Source organism: Allobosea sp. LC85 (assembly GCF_000735605.1).
In the GTDB taxonomy this organism is placed as follows: domain Bacteria; phylum Pseudomonadota; class Alphaproteobacteria; order Rhizobiales; family Beijerinckiaceae; genus Allobosea.
Window position 1 is genome coordinate 88,472 of the sequence record NZ_JPKG01000059.1, and the last position, 21,841, is coordinate 110,312.

Annotated in this window: 21 protein-coding genes; 14 read left to right on the forward strand and 7 right to left on the reverse strand. The window is 65.6% G+C overall.

Going from position 1 to position 21,841, the window contains the following annotated elements; all coding sequences use genetic code 11:
- Positions 1–84: 84 nt before the first annotated feature.
- The gene (locus FG93_RS26775) at positions 85–285 is read right to left on the reverse strand and encodes a hypothetical protein (protein WP_043240842.1); all 201 of its coding nucleotides are present in this window, start codon (positions 283–285) and stop codon (positions 85–87) included.
- Positions 286–402: 117 nt separating this feature from the next.
- On the opposite strand from FG93_RS26775, the gene FG93_RS26780 reads away from it, so the two are divergent.
- Positions 403–1,395, forward strand: a complete 993-nt coding sequence (locus FG93_RS26780) for a lytic transglycosylase domain-containing protein (RefSeq protein WP_081881919.1) — start codon at positions 403–405, stop codon at positions 1,393–1,395.
- Positions 1,396–1,566: 171 nt separating this feature from the next.
- Complete coding sequence (locus FG93_RS26785; protein WP_043240846.1) at positions 1,567–2,148, forward strand: L,D-transpeptidase; 582 nt, start codon at positions 1,567–1,569, stop codon at positions 2,146–2,148.
- 204 nt (positions 2,149–2,352) lie between these two features.
- On the opposite strand, the gene FG93_RS26790 is transcribed toward FG93_RS26785, so the two are convergent.
- Positions 2,353–2,721: a gamma-butyrobetaine hydroxylase-like domain-containing protein gene (locus tag FG93_RS26790; protein ID WP_043240849.1), complete on the reverse strand. Its 369-nt coding sequence runs from the start codon at positions 2,719–2,721 to the stop codon at positions 2,353–2,355.
- Between the two features lie 174 nt (positions 2,722–2,895).
- Between FG93_RS26790 and moaA the strand changes: the two genes are divergently transcribed.
- Positions 2,896–3,897 (forward strand): GTP 3',8-cyclase MoaA, encoded by a 1,002-nt coding sequence (gene moaA, locus FG93_RS26795; protein ID WP_052514304.1) that lies wholly within the window; start codon positions 2,896–2,898, stop codon positions 3,895–3,897.
- A gap of 276 nt (positions 3,898–4,173) precedes the next feature.
- Here moaA and FG93_RS26800 read toward each other — a convergent pair whose 3' ends face one another.
- Entirely contained in the window at positions 4,174–5,946 is a 1,773-nt protein-coding gene (locus FG93_RS26800; RefSeq protein ID WP_081881921.1) for a methyl-accepting chemotaxis protein, read from the reverse strand.
- Between the two features lie 212 nt (positions 5,947–6,158).
- Between FG93_RS26800 and solA the strand changes: the two genes are divergently transcribed.
- The 5 genes from solA (at position 6,159) to FG93_RS26825 (ending at position 11,989) form a co-directional block, all read left to right on the forward strand.
- On the forward strand, positions 6,159–7,301 hold the full coding sequence (gene solA, locus FG93_RS26805; RefSeq protein WP_043240856.1) for an N-methyl-L-tryptophan oxidase: 1,143 nt from the start codon (positions 6,159–6,161) through the stop codon (positions 7,299–7,301).
- A 63-nt stretch (positions 7,302–7,364) separates the two neighbouring features.
- Positions 7,365–8,267 (forward strand): DMT family transporter, encoded by a 903-nt coding sequence (locus FG93_RS26810; RefSeq protein WP_152579653.1) that lies wholly within the window; start codon positions 7,365–7,367, stop codon positions 8,265–8,267.
- Positions 8,264–9,454, forward strand: a complete 1,191-nt coding sequence (locus tag FG93_RS26815) for a multidrug effflux MFS transporter (RefSeq protein ID WP_081881922.1) — start codon at positions 8,264–8,266, stop codon at positions 9,452–9,454. Before FG93_RS26810 ends, FG93_RS26815 begins: the two co-directional genes overlap by 4 nt.
- A gap of 118 nt (positions 9,455–9,572) precedes the next feature.
- On the forward strand, positions 9,573–10,172 hold the full coding sequence (locus tag FG93_RS26820) for a TRAP transporter small permease subunit (protein WP_043240859.1): 600 nt from the start codon (positions 9,573–9,575) through the stop codon (positions 10,170–10,172).
- Positions 10,173–10,300: 128 nt separating this feature from the next.
- Positions 10,301–11,989, forward strand: coding sequence for a TRAP transporter large permease subunit (locus tag FG93_RS26825; RefSeq protein ID WP_152579674.1), 1,689 nt, complete (start codon positions 10,301–10,303; stop codon positions 11,987–11,989).
- Positions 11,990–12,064: 75 nt separating this feature from the next.
- On the opposite strand, the gene FG93_RS26830 is transcribed toward FG93_RS26825, so the two are convergent.
- The 3 genes from FG93_RS26830 to FG93_RS26840 form a co-directional block, all read right to left on the reverse strand.
- The gene (locus FG93_RS26830) at positions 12,065–12,445 is read right to left on the reverse strand and encodes a hypothetical protein (RefSeq protein WP_043240864.1); all 381 of its coding nucleotides are present in this window, start codon (positions 12,443–12,445) and stop codon (positions 12,065–12,067) included.
- 258 nt (positions 12,446–12,703) lie between these two features.
- Positions 12,704–13,798 (reverse strand): TRAP transporter substrate-binding protein, encoded by a 1,095-nt coding sequence (locus FG93_RS26835; RefSeq protein ID WP_043240868.1) that lies wholly within the window; start codon positions 13,796–13,798, stop codon positions 12,704–12,706.
- Positions 13,799–14,089: 291 nt separating this feature from the next.
- Positions 14,090–15,175 carry a TRAP transporter substrate-binding protein gene (locus FG93_RS26840; RefSeq protein ID WP_043240871.1) on the reverse strand — a complete coding sequence of 362 codons (1,086 nt, stop codon included), beginning with the start codon at positions 15,173–15,175 and terminating at the stop codon, positions 14,090–14,092.
- 326 nt (positions 15,176–15,501) lie between these two features.
- On the opposite strand from FG93_RS26840, the gene speB reads away from it, so the two are divergent.
- The 3 genes from speB (at position 15,502) to FG93_RS26855 (ending at position 18,461) form a co-directional block, all read left to right on the forward strand.
- Positions 15,502–16,554 carry an agmatinase gene (speB, locus tag FG93_RS26845; RefSeq protein WP_043240873.1) on the forward strand — a complete coding sequence of 351 codons (1,053 nt, stop codon included), beginning with the start codon at positions 15,502–15,504 and terminating at the stop codon, positions 16,552–16,554.
- A complete protein-coding gene (locus tag FG93_RS26850; protein ID WP_043240876.1) occupies positions 16,551–17,036 on the forward strand; it encodes an Lrp/AsnC family transcriptional regulator in 486 nt (161 codons plus the stop codon). Before speB ends, FG93_RS26850 begins: the two co-directional genes overlap by 4 nt.
- Positions 17,037–17,240: 204 nt before the next feature.
- The gene (locus tag FG93_RS26855; protein ID WP_052514253.1) at positions 17,241–18,461 is read left to right on the forward strand and encodes an MFS transporter; all 1,221 of its coding nucleotides are present in this window, start codon (positions 17,241–17,243) and stop codon (positions 18,459–18,461) included.
- Between the two features lie 30 nt (positions 18,462–18,491).
- On the opposite strand, the gene FG93_RS26860 is transcribed toward FG93_RS26855, so the two are convergent.
- Positions 18,492–19,094, reverse strand: coding sequence for a TetR/AcrR family transcriptional regulator (locus FG93_RS26860; RefSeq protein ID WP_043240880.1), 603 nt, complete (start codon positions 19,092–19,094; stop codon positions 18,492–18,494).
- 103 nt (positions 19,095–19,197) lie between these two features.
- Here FG93_RS26860 and FG93_RS26865 point away from each other — a divergent pair, with 103 nt between their 5' ends.
- The 3 genes from FG93_RS26865 to FG93_RS26875 all read left to right on the forward strand — a co-directional run bounded on the left by FG93_RS26865 (position 19,198) and on the right by FG93_RS26875 (position 21,766).
- Positions 19,198–19,416: a hypothetical protein gene (locus FG93_RS26865; protein WP_052514305.1), complete on the forward strand. Its 219-nt coding sequence runs from the start codon at positions 19,198–19,200 to the stop codon at positions 19,414–19,416.
- A gap of 132 nt (positions 19,417–19,548) precedes the next feature.
- On the forward strand, positions 19,549–20,769 hold the full coding sequence (rocD, locus tag FG93_RS26870; protein WP_043240883.1) for an ornithine--oxo-acid transaminase: 1,221 nt from the start codon (positions 19,549–19,551) through the stop codon (positions 20,767–20,769).
- Positions 20,770–20,989: 220 nt separating this feature from the next.
- Positions 20,990–21,766 (forward strand): transporter substrate-binding domain-containing protein, encoded by a 777-nt coding sequence (locus FG93_RS26875; protein ID WP_043240886.1) that lies wholly within the window; start codon positions 20,990–20,992, stop codon positions 21,764–21,766.
- Positions 21,767–21,841: the final 75 nt, after the last annotated feature.

The following is a 21,841-nucleotide window of genomic DNA, read 5'->3' on the forward strand; positions in this document are numbered from 1 at the left end:
TCGGCTGAAGCAACTGCGCGCGAAGGCCCGATTGGTTTCAGCCCCGCCCCGACACGGCGGCGAGCCCTGCCCTCAGGTGCTCGGTCATGCCCGGTCGCGGGGCCGACGGCTCCGACGCCAGATGGCCAGCGTCGGCCAGAAGGCCGCGAGCGCCACGAAGACCGTCAGCAGGAGAAGCGCGACCACCATCTGAACAAAATCGAAATTGGGAGCGCTGGGAGCAACGAACCACGCGGCGATGATCCCGGCCAACGCCAGCAATGCCTGAATGATCCAGTTGAACATCGTTAGGCCCTTCCGCAGACTTGTCCGGTCAAACACAGATTCCGGACGCGAGATGGATTGTGACCGAGGCCGCCGGGACGTGTCGAGCAAATCAGTGCGACCATGCGATACAGAGCCATGCCGATCCGCCCCTCGCCTCGAACCGGGCCCGCTGACGCGCCAGGATTCGCAACGAAAATCCTGACGCGCCTGCTGCGCTGCCTCGGAGGTTCCTCCTCCTTCGCTGCGCAGCCCTGCCAGCGTCTGGCGTCGGCGGCGTGCATCGCAAGCGCGCTGCTCGCCTGTCCGGCCTTCGCAGCTCCGGCGGAGCCCGCCTCCTCGGGAATCGACCAGGCCCTCTGCCAGCTGATCGACGAAGCGGCGCGGGACGAGGGGGTTCCGGCTGCCTTCCTCACCCGGCTGATCTTTCAGGAATCGAGCTTTCGCCCCGGCGTCACCAGTCCGGCGGGAGCCCAGGGCGTGGCGCAGTTCATGCCGGGCACGGCACGCGAGCGCGGTCTGCTGGACCCGTTCGATCCGGAGCAGGCCGTGCCGAAGGCTGCCCATTTCCTGGCGGAGCTGCGTCGGCGCTTCGGCAATTGGGGACTTGCCGCCGCCGCGTATAACGGCGGCCCGAACCGGGTCGCCTCCTGGCTTGCCGGTCGCGGCAGCTTGCCATTCGAGACCGAGAACTATGTTCTCTCGATCACCGGCGCCGCCGCCGAGACCTGGGCGGAGGATGCGCGCGCCGCAGCCAATGGCGACGGGCGCGACCGCCCTGCCCGGCTCGCGACACGAGACGAAACCTCGTTCTGCGCAACGACGGTCGTGGCGATCCGCGCCGGAAGCAAGCCGCTCGACCTGCGTGAAGCGCCCTTCGCACCATGGGGCGTACAACTGGCTGGAAACTTCTCGAAGGCGCGAGCGCTGGCCTCGTTCCAGCGCGCCAGTGTGAAGCACCGGACGATCATTGCCGAGCTGCAACCGATGATCATCGGCACGCGCCTACGCAGCCGCGGGACGCGGGCCTTCTATCGGGTGCGGCTGCCGGCCGCCACGCGGACTGAGGCAACCGCGCTGTGCCGCCGCATCCAGGCGCAGAATGGGGCCTGCGTCGTGCTCAAGAGCTGAGTGGCCGAATTTATGTTGCAGGTGCGCAACGCGACGGTCGAAAGCCCGCACCTCGCGCCGATGTGATGCCACAATGATTGCACGCCAAACGTGAGTCTGACAGGACATTGAGGAGATGTTGACTTTTTCCGGTCAACTTCATGTCCGCGCGAATCCACGCCTGAGGTTACCATGAACCGCTTTTTCCGAATGGCCATGTTCGCAGGCTTGGGCCTGATGGCTGCCGCGTCGACCGCCAATGCCTATGAAATCGATCCGCTGACGCGCCAGCCATTGATGCAGAACCCGGAGGCCGCCAAGGCGCAGGCCACCGCCATTCCCCGCGAGATCGTGTCCTACGACACCAGGCAGCGGCCCGGCACCATCGTGATCAACACCACCGAGCGCCGGCTCTATTTCGTGCTGCCCGAGGGCAAGGCCGTGCGCTATGGCGTCGGCGTCGGCCGCCCTGGCTTCGACTGGGCCGGTTCGCAGGCCATCACGCGCAAGGCCGAGTGGCCGAGCTGGACCCCGCCGTCGCAGATGCTGAAGCGTCGTCCCGACCTGCCTCGCTTCATGCCCGGTGGCCCGGAGAATCCGATGGGCGCCCGCGCCATGTATCTCGGCTCGACACTGTATCGCATCCATGGCTCGAACGAGCCGGAGACGATCGGCCAGGCCGTGTCGTCGGGCTGCATCCGCATGCTGAACGACGACGTGATCGACCTCTACGAGCGCACCAGGGTCGGCACCCGGGTTGTCGTCGCCCGCTGAGCGCAGCTTCCCGGGATAAGACTGGATAAGAAAGGCCGGCCTCGTGCCGGCCTTTTTGTTATCCGAGCGGTGGCGTCATCCCGGCAAGCGGTCCCAACCGCGCCGCTTCGGGGGTCCTGCCGGAACAGCGCTAAGCCTCCCCGCTCCCCCGCTCCCCGGATCGACGGGCGACGAGCAGCGCAGGGAGCCGGGATCGGAAGCCGGTTACCTCCGTCTCACCGGCTCCCGCGACAGCCCCTTTGCGGCGAGAGCGTCGAGATAGGCCTGCATTTTCTCCGGTGCATGCTCGCCGAGCTCGCGCAGATAGTCCCAGGCAAAGATGCCGGTATCGTGCATGTCGTCGAAGGAGAGCTTGACGGCGTAATGGCCGACGGGGTCGACACCGATGATCTCGACCTCCGCCTTGCCCGGCACCGTCTTCTTCTGACTCGGGTCATGGCCCTGGACTTCGGCGGACGGGCTTTCCACCCGCAGCAGCTCGGCCGCCAGTGCGAAGCTCGCCCCGTCCTCGAAGGCCACGTGGAGGGTGCGCCGATCTTTGGAGAGGCGGATTTCGGTTGGCCAAGCTGACATCTTCGTTTTTCACCAAGGGAATGTGACGATCACGGCTATTGACGCCGCGCACGCCAGTGCCAATGTCTCCGCATGATATAACTATGCGGCTGCCACGACGCACGTGCGAGCAGCGGATGGTGGAAACGCAGCAGAGACGAAACCAGAGTGCTGATCGAACCCCACAAGCCCGTGATGCGCCCGCCGCTGATCGATCCGTTCGGCCGGGAGATCAGCTACCTGCGCATTTCCGTGACGGATCGCTGCGATTTCCGCTGCGTCTACTGCATGTCCGAGGACATGACCTTCCTGCCCAAGCGCGATCTGCTGACGCTGGAAGAGGTCGACCGGGTCGCGACCGCCTTCGTGGCGCGTGGCACCCGCAAGTTGCGCATCACCGGCGGCGAGCCGCTGGTCCGGCGCGACATCATGAGCCTGTTCCGCTCGCTCTCGCGGCATCTGGCCAGCGGCGCGCTGGACGAGCTGACGCTGACCACCAACGGTTCGCAGCTCGAGCGCTATGCGAGCGAACTCGCAGCCTGCGGCGTGCGGCGCATCAATGTCTCGCTCGACACGCTCGATCCGGACAAATTCCGCACGATCACGCGCTGGGGTGATCTGGGCAAAGTGCAGCGCGGCATCGAGGCCGCGCGCGCCGCCGGGCTCAGGGTCAAGATCAATGCGGTCGCGCTGAAGGGCGTCAACGAGAGCGAGATCGAAGGCCTGATGCAATGGGCCCATGGACTTGGCATGGACCTCACCCTGATCGAGGTGATGCCGCTCGGCGAGATCGAGCCCGGCCGCATCGACCAGTTCCTGCCGCTCTCGATCGTCCGCGCAAGGCTGATGGACCGCTATACGCTCGACGACGATCCCTATCGCACCGGCGGCCCGGCGCGCTATGTCCGGGTCCGCGAGACCGGCGGGCTGCTCGGCTTCATCACGCCGATGACCCATAATTTCTGCGAGAGCTGCAACCGTGTGCGCCTGACCTGCACCGGCACGCTCTATATGTGCCTCGGCCAGGAGGACGCCGCCGACCTGCGCGCCGCAGTGCGCGCCTCCGGCGACGACGCCCTGCTCTACCGGGCCATGGACGAGGCGATCTCGCGCAAGCCGAAGGGTCATGACTTCGTCATCGACCGCAGGCATGCCCGCCCGGCCGTCGGGCGTCATATGAGCGTGACGGGAGGCTAGATCGCCATGCGTCCGTTCGGACGCAGGAGGGGCGATCTATCTCTTTGTTTGAGCATCTGATTTTTCCGAAAACCGGATTCCACTTTTCGGTCCGATGCTCTAAGGACCGGCCCTTGATTGGTGAAGCCGACGCTGCCGGGCCTGCCGGCGGCGGAGTGAAAAGGGCCAGTCCATAAGCCGCGACCGTACCGCGGCCCGACTGGCGACGGGCATGGCGAGGGAAACCATTCCTGCGCTTCAGGCCGTCCCGGCCCGTCGCGCAGGCGCCCTGGCCTCTTACATCCGGTAGGCCATTCGCACCCCGCCCCAATGGCGGCCGTTGACACGGAGCGGAGCATCGACCTCGCGCATGAGCTGGGTGACGTCGCCCATGTCGCGCCTGTAGGACTGCACGAGGAAGGGGCGCACCGAGCGGGCCGACATGATGCCGGCGCGATCGTGGAACATGCGGCGGTTGCGACAGTGCGGCGCATTCCAGGCAGGATCGCCCTGGCGTTGCGGATGGGCGAATTCGGGATGGTGCACCGGAATATAGCCGTTGCGATCAATCGGCAGGGCGAAGACCAGCCGCGGGTCGCTGGCCAGTTCCTCGGCAAGCACCGGTGGCAGCAGTGCTTCCAGGACCAGCAATGCGCTGTTGGTATATTGCTGCGGCTCGGTCTCCGGCACAGGCAGGTAGTTGACGTCGAAGAGCTGGGCTTCCGACAGCTTCCCGTCACGCAGCGCCTGCTCGAAGAGCGAGCCAAGGCGTATTGCGAAGAGTTGCGCGCGTTCGATCAGCGGCCGATAGGAATCTTCGATCTCGTCGAGAAGGCGGCGCAGAGGCTCATGCTCCCTGACCGTCGCTTCGCTGAAGGCGACGTGCAGGCCGAGGTGGCTCGCCGCCATCAGGCGGCAGGCCAATGGCGGCAAGCCGCCGATGGTGATCGTCCCGCCCGTGCCTGGACGGATGCCGGGATCGGACTGGGCGAGCAGCAGCGTTCCACCCAGGCCGAGATCGATCGTCTGCGCGCTGAAGGTCGTGGCGCCGAAGCGCCCCTCGACCGGATATTCCGCAGGGAACCGGTCATGCTGGCGGCGGTCGGCGAAGACGGTGTGCCGCAGCAACGGGACGAAACGCCCCATCAGCCCTTCGGCCTGCCGCGCGCCGTCCGACATGGCGGCGCGCGCCTCGGCGCTGCGGGCCGCCGCACCCAAGGCCATTTCGTCGATCTCGCCGACCTGCCGGGAAACCGTATCGATGAAGCGCGCCGTCTCGTCGGCGCTGCGCGAGAGCTCCGCGGCCGCTGCAGCCTGTTCGTGCGAGGCGCTTCCGATCGCCGCGATCACCGGGTTGACGTCCCGTACCATTTGCAGCGCATCGGTGACGATCGCGGCCGAGCCCTGGGCCGTCTGGGTCAGCCGATCGACACGGTTGCGGATATGATCGACCGCGTCGCGCACTTCGATGGAGAGCGCCTTCACTTCCTGGGCGACCACGCCGAAGCCGCGGCCGGCCTCACCGGCGCGCGCCGCTTCGATGGTCGCATTCAAGGCGAGCAGATTGGTCTGGCGCGCAATCTCGGCGATGGAATCGACGATGCTGCGGATCTCGACCGTGGCGGCGGCGAGGCCGGTCATCATCTGCGTCGCCTCGCCGGCGCGCATGGCCGCGGCCTCCAGCATGTCGCGCGCGCCATTCATCGAGCTGCCGACCTGCTCGGCCGCAGCCGAGACCTGCTGGGTTGCGGTCGCGAGCGCGCTCGAATTCATGCTGGCCGTCTCGGCCGCCTGCCTCAGATCGCCGGTGCGCCTGTGGATGCCGATCGAACCGCCCTCGGCCTGGCTCGAGGTATGCTCGGCCTCATACAAGCGTCCGGTGAGGCGCCGCAGGGCGGCGACGACGTCCTGCTCGAGCGCATTGACGGCCTCGCGGATCGAGGCATCGTCGAGCGGATCGGGAAGTTCGATCGCCTCTGCCGGCGAGATTGGCTGCGCGGTGACGACAGGCCCGGCTGCAACGGCACGGTCTTGGGTGCCCAACCAGCGTCGGACCCTTTCGCGAAACATCAGCCAATCCCGGACAGCGCAAAGTCGAACCTTTATGGTCGGGCAATGTTAACAAAGCTTCTCCCGAAGCCATCGCTTGCCCCAGGGAGAGGTCGGAAACGCGAAAGGCCATGCGCCGGAAGCGGGATTCGCCGCCCCGGACTGGCATGGACCCCATGCGAGGCTGCAGCTAAAGCTCTGATCATCCGCTTAGCCCTGCCCCAGGCCAGCCCATGACCAGTCATAGCTACGACGTGATCGTTGCCGGTGTCGGCGCCATGGGCTCCGCCGCATGCTGGCATCTCGCGCGGCGCGGCCTGAAGGTCCTGGGCCTGGAACGCTTCGACCTCGGCCACGCCATGGGATCGTCACATGGCATGACGCGGATCATCCGCCTCGCCTATTTCGAAGGCTCGCATTACGTGCCGATCGTCCGGCGCGCACATCAGCTCTGGTCCGAGACCGGCGCGGAAGCGGGCATGCAGCTGCTGCACGTCACTGGTTCGCTCGATCTTGCGCCGGAAGGCGCGGGGCCGGTCGAGTCCTCGCTGCGCTCCTGTCTCGACCACGGGCTGACGCATGAGGTGCTCTCAGCCCCGGAGATCGCGCGACGCTTCCCGGGCTTCCAGCTGCCGGCGGGCCATGTCGGCCTCTGGCAGCCCGATGGCGGGTTCGTCGCCTCCGAGAAGGCGATCTATGCCCATGTCGGCCTCGCCCAATCGCACGGCGCCGAGATCCGCACCAATGAGCCGCTGCTCGACTGGACACCGACCGCCCAAGGCGGCGTGGTGGTGCGCACGGAGCGCGGCACCTATTCCGCTGGCCGGCTGGTGATCACCTCGGGCGGCTGGATCGCCGACGCGGTCCCGGCGCTGGCCGCGAATGTCTCGACCGTGCGGCAGGCCATCGGCTGGTTCACGACGCGGCGGCCGGAGCTGTATCGCCCGGGCGCCTTCCCTGTCTTCATCCTCAGTGTCGAGGAAGGCACCTTCTACGGCTTTCCGCTTTACGAGCATCCGGGCTTCAAGCTCGGCGGGCCGCATTTCGGGCGCGAGCCGATGGATCCGCGCGAGCCGGACCGCACGCCGAGCCCGCGCCAGGTGGCGCTGATCCGCGATTGCCTTGCCCGCTATCTGCCCGATGCCGCGGGAGAACCGCTCAGCCTGAAGGGCTGCGTGTACACGGTGACGCCGGACGATGATTTCGTGATCGACGCCGTGCCGGGCGTCCCGCAGGCCGTGTTCGCATCGGCCTGTTCCGGCCACGGCTACAAATTCGCCAGCGCCATCGGCGAAATCCTCGCCGACCTCTCCACCACCGGCCAATCCGCGTTCGACCTCAAGCCTTTCTCGCTCAGCCGCTTTCCGCAGGCGTGAGCCGCCGCGAGTCCCGGCGCAGAGTTCTGCGCGACGGCCTCTCGACGCCACCAGGACCTTGCCTTGGCCAGTTCAGCCGAAAACCGTCGCGGAATCATCGCCATGCTGCTGGCGATGCTCCTCTTCACCTGCAACGACGCGCTGATGAAGCTGGCACGCGAAGCCTACCCTGTCGGGCAGGCAATTTCGCTGCGGGCGATTTTTGCGGTGACGACGGCCCTCGCCATGGTCTGGTTCATGGGCGAGGCGCGCAAGCTCGGCGAAATGTTCAGGCCGCTCGTCCTGCTACGCGGGTTGATCGAGGCTGCGATCGCGCTGATCTTTATCTGGTCGCTGGCCAAGCTCCCGCTCGGGAACATCACCGCCATCCTGATGGCCTCCCCGCTGATCATCCTCGTGCTCGCGGTAGCGCTCGGCATCGAGAAGGTCGGCTGGCGCCGGACACTCGCCGTCATGGTCGGCTTCATCGGCGTTCTCGTGGTGATCCGGCCGACGCCCGAGCACATGAACATCGCCGCAATCGCGGCACTGATCAGCGCCATATTGGCCGCGATCCGTGATCTCGTCACCCGCAGGATCGGCAACCACGTCCCTTCGACGGTGATCTCGCTCACCGCGTCGGTCATTGTCGGCCTGTCCGCATTCACGCTCGGTTTCTTCGAAACCTGGGTGCCGATCCGCCGGATCGAGATCCTCTATGTCGGCGGTGCGGCCGTGCTGGTTTCGCTTGGCAGCTTCTGCATCGTCAACGCCTTCCGGAACACCGATGTCGGCGTCGTCACCGGCTACCGCTATTCCGGCGTCGCCTTCGCTGTGCTGATCGGGTACCTGCTCTGGGGAGAGATTCCCGACGCCTGGGCCGTGACAGGCATCGCGCTGATCGCGGGCAGCGGCCTCTACACCCTGCATCGCCAGCGTGTCGTTCCCAGTGCCAAGCTGAAGCTCGAGGGCGGCACTCCGTCATGAGCGGCCAGCCTGTCGCTATGAGGCCCGCCCTGCTCGTCCTGGTCGCGATCTCGACCTTGCAGCCGATCGCACTCAACCTTCTCGCCCCTGCGACACCGGCAGTGGCGCGCCATTTCGGCACGAATTACGCGACAATCCAGCTCACGCTGACGCTGTATCTCGTCTCGGTCGCGCTGATCCAGCTGGTGATCGGCCCACTCTCCGACCGCTTCGGGCGGCGCCCTTGCGTCAATGCCGGGATCATCGTCTTCATTCTGGGCTCGATCCTCGGTGCATTGGCACCGACGACCGAAGTCCTGCTGGCGGCGCGCGTGCTGGAGGGTGCGGGCGCCGGCACGACCTTCGCGCTGGCCCGCGCCATCATTCGCGACAGCGCCCATCGCGACGAGGCAGCAAGCCAGATCGCCAGCGTCACCATGGTCATGGTGGTGGCGCCGATGATCGCGCCCTATCTCGGCGGCCATATCGAAACCTGGTTCGGCTGGCGGATGATCTTTGGGGCAATGACCGCAGCCGGCGTGCTCGTTCTCCTGCTGACGACAGCCCGGCTGCCGGAAACCGCTCCGAATGTCGGCATCAGGACGTCGCTGCTCGGCGTCTTCCGCGCCTTCCCGGCGCTCGCGCTCGACCGGGAATTCATCGTCAATGTCATCGCGCTTTCGATGACATCGGCAGCGTTCTTCGCCTTCGTCGCCGGCGCCCCCTTCATCGTCGTCGAGACGATGGGCCGGGGCTCGGATGTCTACGGCGCCTACTTCATCCTGAGCGCGTTCGGCTACATGGTCGGGAACTTCGCCATGTCGCGGCTTGCGGTCAGGCGCGGCTCTGCCCCCCTGGTTCGGCTGGGCCTGATCATCTCGGTGGTGATGATGAGCGTCGCGATGGTGTTTGCGATGAGCGATTACTGGACACCGCTGACCCTCTTCCTGCCATTGGCGATCAGCTCGTTCGGCAATGGGCTGACGATTCCGGGGGCAGCCGCCGCGGCGCTGTCCGCCAAACCCGAGCTTGCCGGCTCCGCAGCCGGGCTGATGGGAGCCGTCCAGCTCGGTGTCGGGGCGCTGGCAACGATCGCGATCAGCTGGCTTGTCATACTTTGGCCGCAGTCCCTGATCGCGACGATGTGGCTGATGATGGCGATCGGGCTATTTTCCTTGCGTTTCAGCGGCTTCCGGCGACACAGCTGATCCCCAGCCGGTTGCCCTGCGTAATCTTGTGCTGCCCCAGACCTTCGTATAACCAGCGCATAGCCAGCGCGACATGGCCCTCATGCGCCGCGTGCATCAACAAACTGGGAGAGCGGGTGTGCAGGGACTCCTGAAGGTCAGCCGGATCATCGACGCGATCAACAGCCAAATCGGCAAGAAGGTCGCCTGGCTGATCCTGCTGGCCGTCATCGTCGCGACGGTGAATGCGCTCGTCCGCAAGATCTTCAACATGTCGTCGAATGCCTGGCTCGAGCTGCAATGGATGCTGTTCGGCGCCGTCTTCCTGATGTGCGCCTCCTGGACGCTGCAGGTGAAGGAGCATATCCGCATCGACATCCTGAACAGCCAGCTGCCGAAGCGTGTGCAGCAATGGATCGACCTGCTCGGCCATCTCCTGTTCCTGCTGCCGTTCTGTGCGCTGATGGTCTATCATTCCTGGCCGTTCTTCTGGCGCTCCTACGCAGTCAACGAGCAGTCGCTCTCGGCCGGCGGCCTGCCCCAATGGCCCGCCAAGGGGCTGTTGATCGTCGGCTTCTTCATGCTGTTCTGCCAGGGCATTTCCGAAGTCATCAAGCAGATCGCGATCATGCGCGGCCTCATGGAAGACGAAGAGACATTGCGCGGCCATGCGGCCGCCGCGGAGGCGGAAGCGCAACGCCTGCTGGATCAAGCCAAGGCCCAGGGCCTGGCTTCGTGAGCAACCCAGAAGCACACCGGAAACCGCCGATGACCGCCTCCCGTTTCGCGCGCGCCGCCGGGCTTTTGCTCGCGCTCACCCTGACTGCCTTTTTCAGCCTGCATATGGGTGATGCCCATGCCGCAGGGATCGGCGATTTTCTGCGCGTCAACATGGCGCCGGTGATGTTCGCGGCCCTCGTCCTCTTCCTCCTGCTCGGCTACCCGGTCGCCTTTGCGCTTGCCGCCAACGGTCTGCTCTTCGCTCTGGTCGGCATCGAGCTCGGCATGTTCCAGGAGAACTTCCTGCAGGCGCTGCCGGAGCGCATCTACGGCACGATGAACAACGACGTGCTGCTCGCCATTCCCTTCTTCACCTTCATGGGACTGGTGCTCGAGCGCTCGGGCATGGCGGAAGACCTGCTCGACACGATCGGCCAGCTCTTCGGCCCGATCCGCGGCGGCCTCGCCTATGCCGTGATCTTCGTGGGCGCCCTGCTTGCCGCCACGACCGGCGTCGTTGCCGCCTCCGTCATCTCGATGGGCCTGATCTCGCTGCCGATCATGCTGCGTTACGGCTATGATCGCCGGCTCGCCTCGGGCGTGATCGCGGCGTCTGGAACGCTGGCACAGATCATCCCGCCCTCGCTGGTACTGATCGTGCTCGCCGACCAGCTCGGCCGCTCCGTCGGTGACATGTATGAAGGCGCCTTCATTCCGGGCCTCGTACTCGCCGGGCTTTACGCCGGTTACGTCTTCCTCGTCACCATCGTCTACCCCAAGCGCGCGCCGGGCCTGCCGCCGGAGGCACAGACGCTGCGCGACACCGACGGCAAGACGCGCCGGCTCTCGCTGCTGGTCGTCACCATCCTCTCCTTCTGCATCGCCTACGCCTATATGAAGCTCTACACCAAGGTCGGTGCCGGCGCCGATTTCGTCGTGTTGACGATGTCGATCATGGTTGGCGTCTCGCTGGTCATCGCACTGATCAACAAGGTGCTGGGTCTCAAGCTGCTGTCGCGCATGACCGAGCAGGTCATCTTCGTGATGGTGCCGCCGCTGGCACTGATCTTCCTCGTGCTCGGCACGATTTTCATCGGCGTCGCGACACCGACCGAAGGCGGCGCGATGGGCGCCGCGGGCGCGATCCTGCTGGCCTTCAGCAAGCGCCGCCTCTCCTTCGAACTGCTGAAGCAGGCGACGGAGTCGACGGCCAAGCTCTCGGCCTTCGTGCTCTTCATTCTGGTCGGCGCGCGCGTGTTTTCGCTGACGTTCTACGGCGTCAACGGCCATATCTGGGTCGAGCACCTGCTGGTCGGCCTGCCGGGCGGCGCGACCGGCTTCCTGATCGTCGTCAACGTGATGGTCTTCCTGCTGGCCTTCTTCCTCGATTTCTTCGAGCTGGCCTTCATCGTGGTGCCGCTGCTCGGCCCCGCGGCCGAGAAGCTCGGCATCGACCTGATCTGGTTCGGCGTCATCCTGGGCGTGAACATGCAGACGAGCTTCATGCACCCGCCCTTCGGCTTCGCGCTGTTCTTCCTGCGTTCGGTCGCCCCCAAGCACCGCTACAAGGACAAGGTCACGGGCCTGCAGATGGAACCCGTCACCACGGGCCAGATCTATTGGGGCGCCGTGCCCTTCGTGGTGATCCAGTGCATCATGGTGGCGCTCGTCATCATCTTCCCGAAGATGGTGATGCACTACAAGGCGTCCGCCATTCAGCTCGACCAGAAGTCGATCGACAAGCAATTCGACTCGATCCAGATCCCGGGGCTGGGCGGCAGCGGCGGCATGCCGGGCCTCGACCTCAACGCCCCACCGACGCTCAACTTCAAGTAGGCGTCGGTCACCGGAAAACAGAAAAGGCGGGGAGCGATCCCCGCCTTTTTTCTTGCCCGCAAGCCAGCCTCGGGATCAGCGATAGAAGCTGTCGCCCAATACGCCTCGGTCGGATTGAACCTTGCCGCGGACGATCGCACGCACCGGCCCAAGCGTGGACTCGCCGCGCGCCTCGAGCTGGGCCGTGGCGCCGACCGCAGAACCGTAGCGATTATCGGAACGCTTGCCGAATTCAGCTCGAACCGAGCCGCCTGCGCGCACGCAGAAAGAGGAACCATCGACCCTGACATAGCCCGGGCCGTATTCCGGGCAGGGACGTGCCGCCTTGTCCAGCTTGGGGGCTGGCAGCTTGCTGGCCGGGGCGCCGCGACCGGGGATGGGCTCGCCGATCGATTGAGCCGCAGCGGGAACCGCTGCAGCGAACGCAGCGAACAGACCGACAATCAGGCGCGGCATTCGCAAGACTTCCCGAGATGCGCGAGCGCGGCGCGCAAGCAGTGACGATCGCTGAGTCTAGCCTGCAAGCGCGGCAAAGCAATGGCCGGCGGCAGACCTCACGGCATGTCTCTGCGCCCAGGAAAACCCCGGCGCCCACGAAAACCCCGGCGCCCACGAAAACCCCGGCGCCCACGAAAACCCCGGCGCCCACGAAAAACCCCGGCCTCGCGGCCGGGGTTCGACAGGGATCGCCGGTTTCCCGGCGGGTCGCTCTCTTCAGAGCTGGTTGGCCGCGCGCGCGCGGATCAGGAAATTGTCGAAGCTGTATTCGGCGATCTGGAACCAGAGATATTCGTCGCCGCGGAAGGCCGACATCGCCTCATAGACCTTCTTGAAGTCGGGGTTCTTGGCCGAGGTCTCGGCGTAGACCTCCTTGGACGCCTTGAGGCAAGCCTCCATGATCTCCTGCGAGAATGGCCGCAATTGCGCACCGGCACCGACGAGCCGCTTCAGGGCGGCGGGATTCCTGGCATCGTATTTCGCCTGCATGTCGATATTTGCGAGTGCCGCCGCCGTGGTCAGAATCGATTTGTAGACTTTCGGCAGCGCTTCCCATTTCGCCTGGTTGATGAAGAAATGCAGCGCGGCGCCGCCTTCCCACCAGCCCGGGTAGTAATAGAACGGCGCGACCTTGTTGAAGCCGAGCTTCTCGTCATCGGCCGGCCCGACCCATTCGGCGGCATCGATCGTGCCCTTTTCCAGCGCCGGATAGATGTCGCCCCCGGCGATCTGCTGCGGCACGACGCCGAGCTTGCTCATGACCTGCCCGGCGAAGCCGCCGATGCGCATCTTCACGCCCTGCATGTCGGCGACGGTCTTGATCTCCTTGCGGAACCAGCCGCCCATCTGGCAGCCGGTATTGCCACCGGGCACCGCATAGATGTTGTGCTTCTTGTAGAACTCGTTGAGCAGTTCGTTGCCGCCACCATGGTAGAACCAGGCGTTCTGCTGGCGCGCGTTGAGGCCGAACGGCACCGCAGTGCCGAAGGCGAAGGTCGGATCCTTGCCGACATAGTAATAGGAGGCGGTGTGGCACATCTCGACGGTGCCGTTGGCGACCGCATCGGCCGCCTGCAGGCCCGGAACGATTTCGCCGGCCGCGAAGACCTGGATCTGGAAATTGCCGTCGGTCGCCTCCGCCACCGCCTTCGAGAGAATCTCGGAAGCGCCGTAGATCGTGTCGAGAGACTTCGGGAATGACGAGGTCACTCGCCATTTCAATTCAGGCATGGACTGGGCGATGGCCGGGCTGGCAATGGCGCCCGCGGCAGCCCCCGCCCCGGCAACCTTCAAGAAGTGGCGACGCTTCATCTGGATTTTTCTCCCCTCAGAGATGTTCAGCGGCACCGGTTGATCCGGCTTTGCGCGCGCGCTCCAGAAAAGCAGGTCCTGTGATCCGCGCAAGCGGAAAGCATGCCCCCCATGCATTTTTCGCAGGATAGTGTTTTCGTCCCAAGGGAAGCGAGGTTTTATCAAGCAGATCCGCCGGACCCGCCCCAGGGGAGGGCTGATCTTGCGAGGAATCCCATAGAAAAAGCCCGACTTGCGCCGGGCTTTCGCGTTGATCTCGACCGAGAAGAACTCGGCCGGATGTTGCCGATTTCAGCGCGCGCGCGAACGCACCTGGAAGACATCATAAGTCAGTTCCGCGACCTGCCACCAGAGATACTGGTCGGAGCGGAAGGCGGTCATCGTGTCGATGGCCTTCTTGAAATCCGGGTTCTTGGCCGAGATCTCGGCATAGAGCTCGTTCGAGGCCTTGAGGCTGGCTTCGAGGATCTCCTGCGAGAACGGACGCAGCTGCGTGCCGGCACCAACGAGGCGCTTCAGCGCCGGCGGGTTCACGACATCATAGCGCGCGCCCATCTGCGTGTTGGCATAGGTGCAGGCGGCGGTCAGGGCAGCCTGGTAGGCCTTGGGAAGGGCGTTCCACTTCTCCAGATTGACGAAGGCATGGACCGTCGGCCCGCCTTCCCAGAAGCCCGGATAGTAGTAGTACGGCGCGACCTTGGAGAAGCCCAACTTCTCGTCGTCATAGGGGCCGACCCACTCCGCGCCGTCGATCGTGCCCTTCTCCAGCGCCGGATAGATGTCGCCGCCGGCGAGCTGCTGCGGCACGACGCCGAGCTTCGCCAGAACCTGGCCGGCGATGCCACCGATGCGCATCTTCAGGCCCTGAAGATCGGCGACGGTCTTGAACTCCTTGCGGAACCAGCCGCCCATCTGCGCGCCGGTGTTGCCGCAGGGCAGGCCGTAGATGTTGAACTTCTTGAAGAACTCGTTGAACAGCTCATTGCCGCCGTTCTGATAGAGCCAGGCATTCTGCATGCGGGCGTTCAGACCAAACGGCACCGACGCGGCAATCGCGAAGGTCGGATCCTTGCCGACATAGTAATACGAGACGGTATGCGCCATCTCGATCGTGCCGTTGGTGACGGCATCCGCAGCCTGCAGGCCGGGAACGATTTCACCCGCCGCGAAGACCTGGATCTGGAACTTGCCGTCGGTCAGCTCGGAGACCATCTTGGCCATGATCTCGGCGCCGGCATAGATCGTGTCGAGCGACTTCGGGAAGCTTGACGCAAGGCGCCATTTCACTTCCGGGCTCGATTGCGCAACGGCCGGCATGGCGACAGCGGAGGCCGCAGCGCCTGCAGTGGCGGCCTGGATAAATTGACGACGCTTCATTGTGGACATCTCCTCGGATTTCGACTTTGCGATGCGCAGGCGGGTTCGGTCCCGTTACGGCGAAGTTTCAAGGATCATTCTGGCTAGGTGCGCAGTCGATCGTGCGGGCACGTTTGGTTGATCCAAACTTTCATTCCTGCCGCCGACCCATGCCTGCACAAAATTTGCGCAGCTCTCCCCAAACATCGCATCACCGTCAACCAACCCGGACGCCTCGACAATTGCGCTCTAGGCATGGCACGGCTGCACACGAAGCGCATGGTACTTTCGCGGGGCGCGGTCAACCTCCGATCGCGCAATGCAGACAAATTGATGAGAGACGCGACATGGATCAGGACAAACTCGCCAAGCTGAGAGCCCGCTATGCCGGTGCGAGCGGGGGTGACATCCACGACCCGCGCTTCGCCAAGGTCGCCGCCGATCAGTTCAAGGGCGACCGTCGGAAATGGCCCTTCTCCGACGTCGCGACCTTCATCAGCGCGCCCTACCAGCCCGACGCGCTGAGCAAGCCCGATCTCGGCGGGCTCGACGTCGCGATCATCGGCCTGCCGATGGATCTCGGCGTCACGAACCGCGCCGGCACGCGGCTGGGGCCGCGCGCGGTCCGCGCCGTCGAGCGCATGGGGCCGATGGATCACGTCACCGGCATGGCGCCCTTCGGCCAGCTCAAGGTTGCCGATATCGGCGACGTCCCCTTCCGCTCGCGCTATTCGCTCGAGAGCTGCCACGAGGATATCGAAGCAACCTTCAAGACGATCGTGAAGGCCGGCGTCTCGACGCTCGCGGTCGGCGGCGACCATTCGATCACCTATCCGATCCTCAAGGCGGTCGGCGAGAAGCGCCCGGTCGGCATGGTCCATATCGACGCGCATTGCGACACGTCCGGGCCCTATGAAGGCTCGAAGTTCCATCATGGCGGACCGTTCCGCCAGGCCGTGCTCGATGGCGTGCTCGATCCCGAGCGTGTCATCCAGATCGGCATCCGTGGCGGCGCTGAATATCTCTGGGAGTTCTCCTACGAGTCCGGGATGACCGTCATCCATGCCGACGAGGTCGACCGCATGGGGCTCGATGCGGTGATCGCAAAAGCTCTCGCCGTGATCGGCGACGGGCCGACCTATGTCTCCTTCGATGTCGATTCGCTCGACCCGGCCTTCGCGCCCGGCACCGGCACACCCGAGGTCGGCGGCCTGACGCCGCGCGAGGCTCTTGCGATCCTGCGCGGTCTCAAGGGCCGCGATATCGTCGCGGCCGACGTGGTCGAAGTCGCACCGCAATATGACGCGACCTCGAACACCGCCCAATGCGCGGCGCAGGTCCTGTTCGCCGAGCTCTGCCTGATCGCCGAGGCGCGCGCTGCCGGCAAGGGCAGGCCGTGAAACGCAAGGCCGTCCAGCTCGACGCGATCGACCGCAGGATCGTCACGATCCTGCGCGCGGAGGGCCGCATCACCAATCAGGCGCTCTCGGAGCGGGTGGGATTGTCCGCGCGGCCCTGCCTCGAGCGCGTGCGCAAGCTCGAGGCTTCGGGGCTGATCCTTGGCTATGGCGCGAGGCTGTCGCCGGAGATCGCCGGCCACGCCATCGTCGCGTTCGCGCAGATCTCGCTGCGCGACCACTCCGTCGGGCGGCGCGAGCGGGTCGAGAAGGTCTTGAGGGCCTGCCCGGACGTGGTCGAGGTGCAGGTGGTCAGCGGCGAGGCGGATTATCTCGCCCGCATCGTCGCGGATTCGCTGGCGGAGTATGAGGAACTGACGGGGACCTGGCTGGCCGATGCGCAGCTCGGCGTGGCCAAGATCGCCACCACCTTCGCGCTGAAGGCCCTGAAGGATTTCGAAGGCTACCCCTTGGCAGAGCAGTAGCAGCTTGGCAGAGCAGTAGCAGGGCGGCGGGCGCCATGTCCTGAATTCATGGCGCCCCGCCTCACGGATCAGTGAGCACGTAAGCTCTTGCGCCAAGCGCATGCCGGGGACAATATATTGCAGCGCAGCGCAAACCATTGCGCCGCAGCATCACGACGTCATCACACCGGACGAATTTCATGATCTCCTCCAGCACGGGAGCCGCTGTCGCGCGCCCCAGCAGGATCGCTCGCCGCGCCGGCACAACGCTCCGGCCTCGTCCTGTTCGCACTGGCGATGGGTGGCTTCGCCATCGGGACGGCCGAATTCGCGGTCATGAGCCTGCTGCCCTATTTCTCGGTCGGCCTCGGCGTCGATGAACCGACGGCCGGGCACGTGATCAGCGCCTATGCGCTCGGTGTCGTTGCCGGTGCGCCTGTCATTGCGGTGCTGGCGGCGAGGCTCTCGCGGCGGACGCTGCTGATCGGGCTGATGGCGGCCTTCGCCATCAGCAACGGCCTGAGCGCGCTTGCTCCCACCTATGGCTGGATGCTCGTCTTCCGCTTTCTCAGCGGCCTGCCGCATGGTGCCTATTTCGGCGTCGCGGCCCTGGTCGCCGCCGCCCTGGTGCCGACGAACCGGCGCTCGCAGGCGGTCGCCCGCGTCATGCTGGGGCTGACGATCTCCACCATTCTCGGCGTGCCCCTCGCCAACTGGCTGGGTCTGGCACTCGGCTGGCGCTGGGGCTTTGGCGTCGTTGCGGCCCTGGCTCTCCTCACCGTCATTCTGGTCGCGGCCTTCGCGCCGAAGGACAGGCCACAGCCCGGGGCGAGCCCGCTGCGCGAGCTCGGCGCGCTTCGCCACCGGCAGGTCTGGCTGACGCTGGCGATCGGCGCGATCGGCTTCGGCGGCATGTTCGCGGTCTACACCTATGTCGCGTCGACGCTGATGGAGGTCACGCATGTCGCGCCCGGCATGGTGCCTGTCGTGCTCGCGATCTTCGGGCTCGGCATGACCGTTGGCACGCTCGTCAGCGCCTGGGCGGCAGACAGGGCCCTGATGCCGTCGGTCGGTGGCATCCTGCTCTGGAGCGCCGCCTCGCTCGCCCTGTTTCCGCTCGCCGCCGGCAATATCTGGACCGTCTCGATCGTGGTCTTCATGATCGGCTGCGGTGGCGGCCTTGGCACGCCGCTGCAAACCCGGCTGATGGATGTCGCGGAGGACGCACAGACCCTCGCCGCCGCGCTGAACCACAGCGCCTTCAACCTGGCCAATGCGCTGGGGCCCCTGCTCGCCGGCATGGCGATTGCGGCTGGCTATGGCTGGACGTCGGCCGGCTGGGTCGGCAGCGCGCTCGCGCTCGGTGGTTTCGCGATCTGGTTGCTGACGCTGTGGGACATGCACATGGGCAGGGCGGGCACGGCAGCCCTCGTTCCGGGCGAATAACACCAGCGCAGCCCCCCGCCGAGCGCTCGGTCAGCGGGGAGCAGGAGCCGCAATCAGACGCATGGCTGCAGCAATCTCGGCGCGCCCTTCGTCGAGGCGGTCAGTCAGGACATAGTACCAGTTGAAGCCGATAAAGAGCGCGAGCCGCGCCGCGATGCCGGCCTCGGCAAGCTCGCCGCGTTCGACGGCAGCGGCGAAAAGCGTGCGCAGATGCCGTGTCCGCTCCGGCAGGAACTTCAGGCGCAGCGCCTCGAGTGCTTCGCTGTTCGATTGCGCTTCCGCGATCAGGGCGCGAAAGGTCCGGCCCGACGGCGTGGCGGACCAGAAGTCCCAGAGCCCCCCGGTATAGATTGCAAGATCGCCCGCCAGGTCCCCGGTGATTGGCTGCGTCAGCATCGCCGCCTTCTCCGCGGCATAGACATCCATGAGCAGATCGGCGCGCGTCTTCCACCAACGATAGATCGTCGGCTTGCCGGCCCCAGCGCGCCGCGACACGGCGTCGATCGAGAAGCCCCCATACCCGTCTTCGGCCAGCACGGCACGGGCCGCGGCGAGTATCGCAGCCTCCGAGGCCGGATTGCGCCTGGCTCCAATCGAGGCGCGGCGCGGCCTGGCCTGATCGATCCCGCCCATGAGTGACGACGCAGCTCCCCTTATGTCATCCGCCCGCTTGCATAACGAAACGGGTCGTGCATATCAATATATCGAAACGATACGTTTCGTTTTGGAGAAAACCATGCCTCAATCGCCATCGCTCCCCGCCATCCTCGGCAGGCTGCGCTTCCTGGGCACGCTCATGCTGGGCGCCTATCTGCTTATCAACGCCCTGCTGGCCCTGCTCTCCCCCCTGACCGCCGGCTGGTCGACCTGGTCGGTCACCGCACTGGCCGTGCCGCCCATGGTGCTCGGCATGGTCTATCTCGTGATACCGATCGCGCGTCGCGGCACGGCCTAGCCACGCCCAATCCGACGCTCGCGTGTCCGATTCTGTCGCCCACTCGACAGAATCGGCCGCCGACCTGGGCGATTCCAGCCCTAACCGGTCGTCCCGCCAGATTTACCCTCGTTGGAACGAGGGAGAACGACCATGGATGCAATCGCGCTCGAGCAGCAGGTCTGCGCCGCCAATTACGCGCCGCTGCCGATCATGCTCTCGCATGGCGAGGGCGTCTGGCTCACCGATACCTCCGGGGTGAAGCGGCTCGACATGATGAGCGGCTACTCGGCCGTCAGCCTGGGTCACGGTCACCCGCGCATCCTCAAGGTCCTGGCCGATCAGGCGCGCAAGCTCGCGGTGACCAGCCGGGCCTTCCACTGCGAACCGCTCGGCCCCTTCCTCGAGAAGCTCTGCGCGGTGTCGGGCCAGGAGATGGCGCTGCCGATGAATACCGGCGCCGAAGCGGTCGAAACCGCGATCAAGGCGGCGCGGCGCTGGGGCTACCGGGTCAAGGGTATCGCCAGGGATCAGGCCGAGATCATCGTCGCCGCCGGCAACTTCCACGGGCGCACCACGACGATCGTCGGTTTTTCCTCAGAGGACAGCTACCGTGACGGTTTCGGCCCCTTCGCACCGGGCTTCGCCACGGTCCCCTTCGGCGACACTGCAGCCGTCGAGGCCGCGATCACGCCCCGTACCGCCGCCATCATGATCGAGCCGATCCAGGGAGAGGCCGGTATCGTCATGCCGCCGGCGGGCTATCTCAAGCGGGTGCGCGAACTCTGCGACCAACACAACGTCCTGCTGATCCTCGACGAGATCCAGTCCGGGCTCGGGCGCACCGGGCGCTGGTTCGCGCATCAGCATGAGGGCATCCGGCCGGACGGTCTGATTGTCGGCAAGGCGCTTGGCGGCGGCGTCTACCCTGTCTCGGCCTTCCTTGCCTCTCGTGATGTCATGCGCCTGTTCGAGCCCGGCTCGCATGGCTCGACCTTCGGCGGCAACGCGCTCGCCGCTGCGATCGGGCTGGAGGCGCTCAAGATCATCGAGGAGGAGCGGCTGGTGCAGCGCTCCGCCGAACAGGGCGCCCACATGAAGCAGCGCCTTGCCGCAATGACCCGGGGCATCGCGCGCGACGTCCGCGGCGCCGGCCTGTGGATCGGCGTCGACATCGACCCTGCGGCGGGTTCGGCCAGGGCCCTCGTCAAGGCGCTGGCCAGCGCCGGCGTGCTGACCAAGGAAACCCACGAGACCGTCATCCGATTCGCCCCGCCGCTGACGATCAGCCGGGCAGAACTGGACTGGGGCCTCGACCGCTGCGAGGCGGTCTTCGCCGCCCTCGGGAGCCAGCGCCGAGCCAGCGCAGCCTGAGCACAATGTCGCTGCGCGCAGGCTCAATGCGCACGGAATCTGACAGGGGCATAAACAATCAATAAAATCAGGGATTTGCGCTGCCCGCCCTTTAAGCGGCCTCGCTCAGAAAAGCTGCATGCCCCCACTTGCGGGCAAGGCACAGGATCGCACAATCTGTAAGCACAAGCCGGACACGGGAACTCGAAACGCCCGGCCGGTCAAACCTGTGGGAGGTACCATGAAAGGTTTCGTTCGTTTGATCGCCGCCGCTGCGCTGACGGCTGCCGGCGCCACTGGCGTCCTGGCCCAGGCCAAGGAGTGGAAGGAGATCAGGATCGGCACCGAAGGCGCCTATCCCCCCTTCAACAATCTCAACGCCAAGAAAGAGCTCGAAGGCTTCGAGATCGACTACGCCAACATGATTTGCGAGAAGATGAAGGTGAAATGCACCTGGGTCGTCCAGGACTGGGACGGCATCATCCCGGCGCTGCTCGCCAACAAATACGACATCATCATCGCCGGCATGAACGCCACCGACGAGCGCAAGAAGCAGGTCGACTTCACCACGGTCTATACCAAGACCCCGATCTGGGCGATCAGCGGCAAATCGGCTGGAACCGACATCTCGCCGGCGGCGCTGAAGGGCAAGGCCATCGGCACGCAGGGCTCGACCATCCACGCCAATTTCCTCGAGAAGTTCTACAAGGATTCGACCATCCGCCTGTATCCGACGCAGGAAGAGGCGAATCTCGATCTGGCCAATGGGCGGCTCGACTACATCATCGCCGACTCGCTCTCGCTCGAGGACTTCCTCAATGGCAAGGGCAAGGATTGCTGCAAGAAAGCGGGCGACGTGCCGCGTGACGCAACCATCCATGGCCCCGGTACGGCCGGTGCGGTGCGCAAGGCCGATACCGAGCTGAAGGCGATGTGGGACAAGGCGATCACCGAATCGATCGCCGACGGCTCGCACAAGAAGATCCAGGACAAGTGGTTCAAGTTCCCCGTCCTCTGACGGCAGCCGGCTGACCGAACCCCGTCGGCGTGCCCTGCACGCCGACGGAGGTCCATTTCCCTCCCCTCGCCGGCT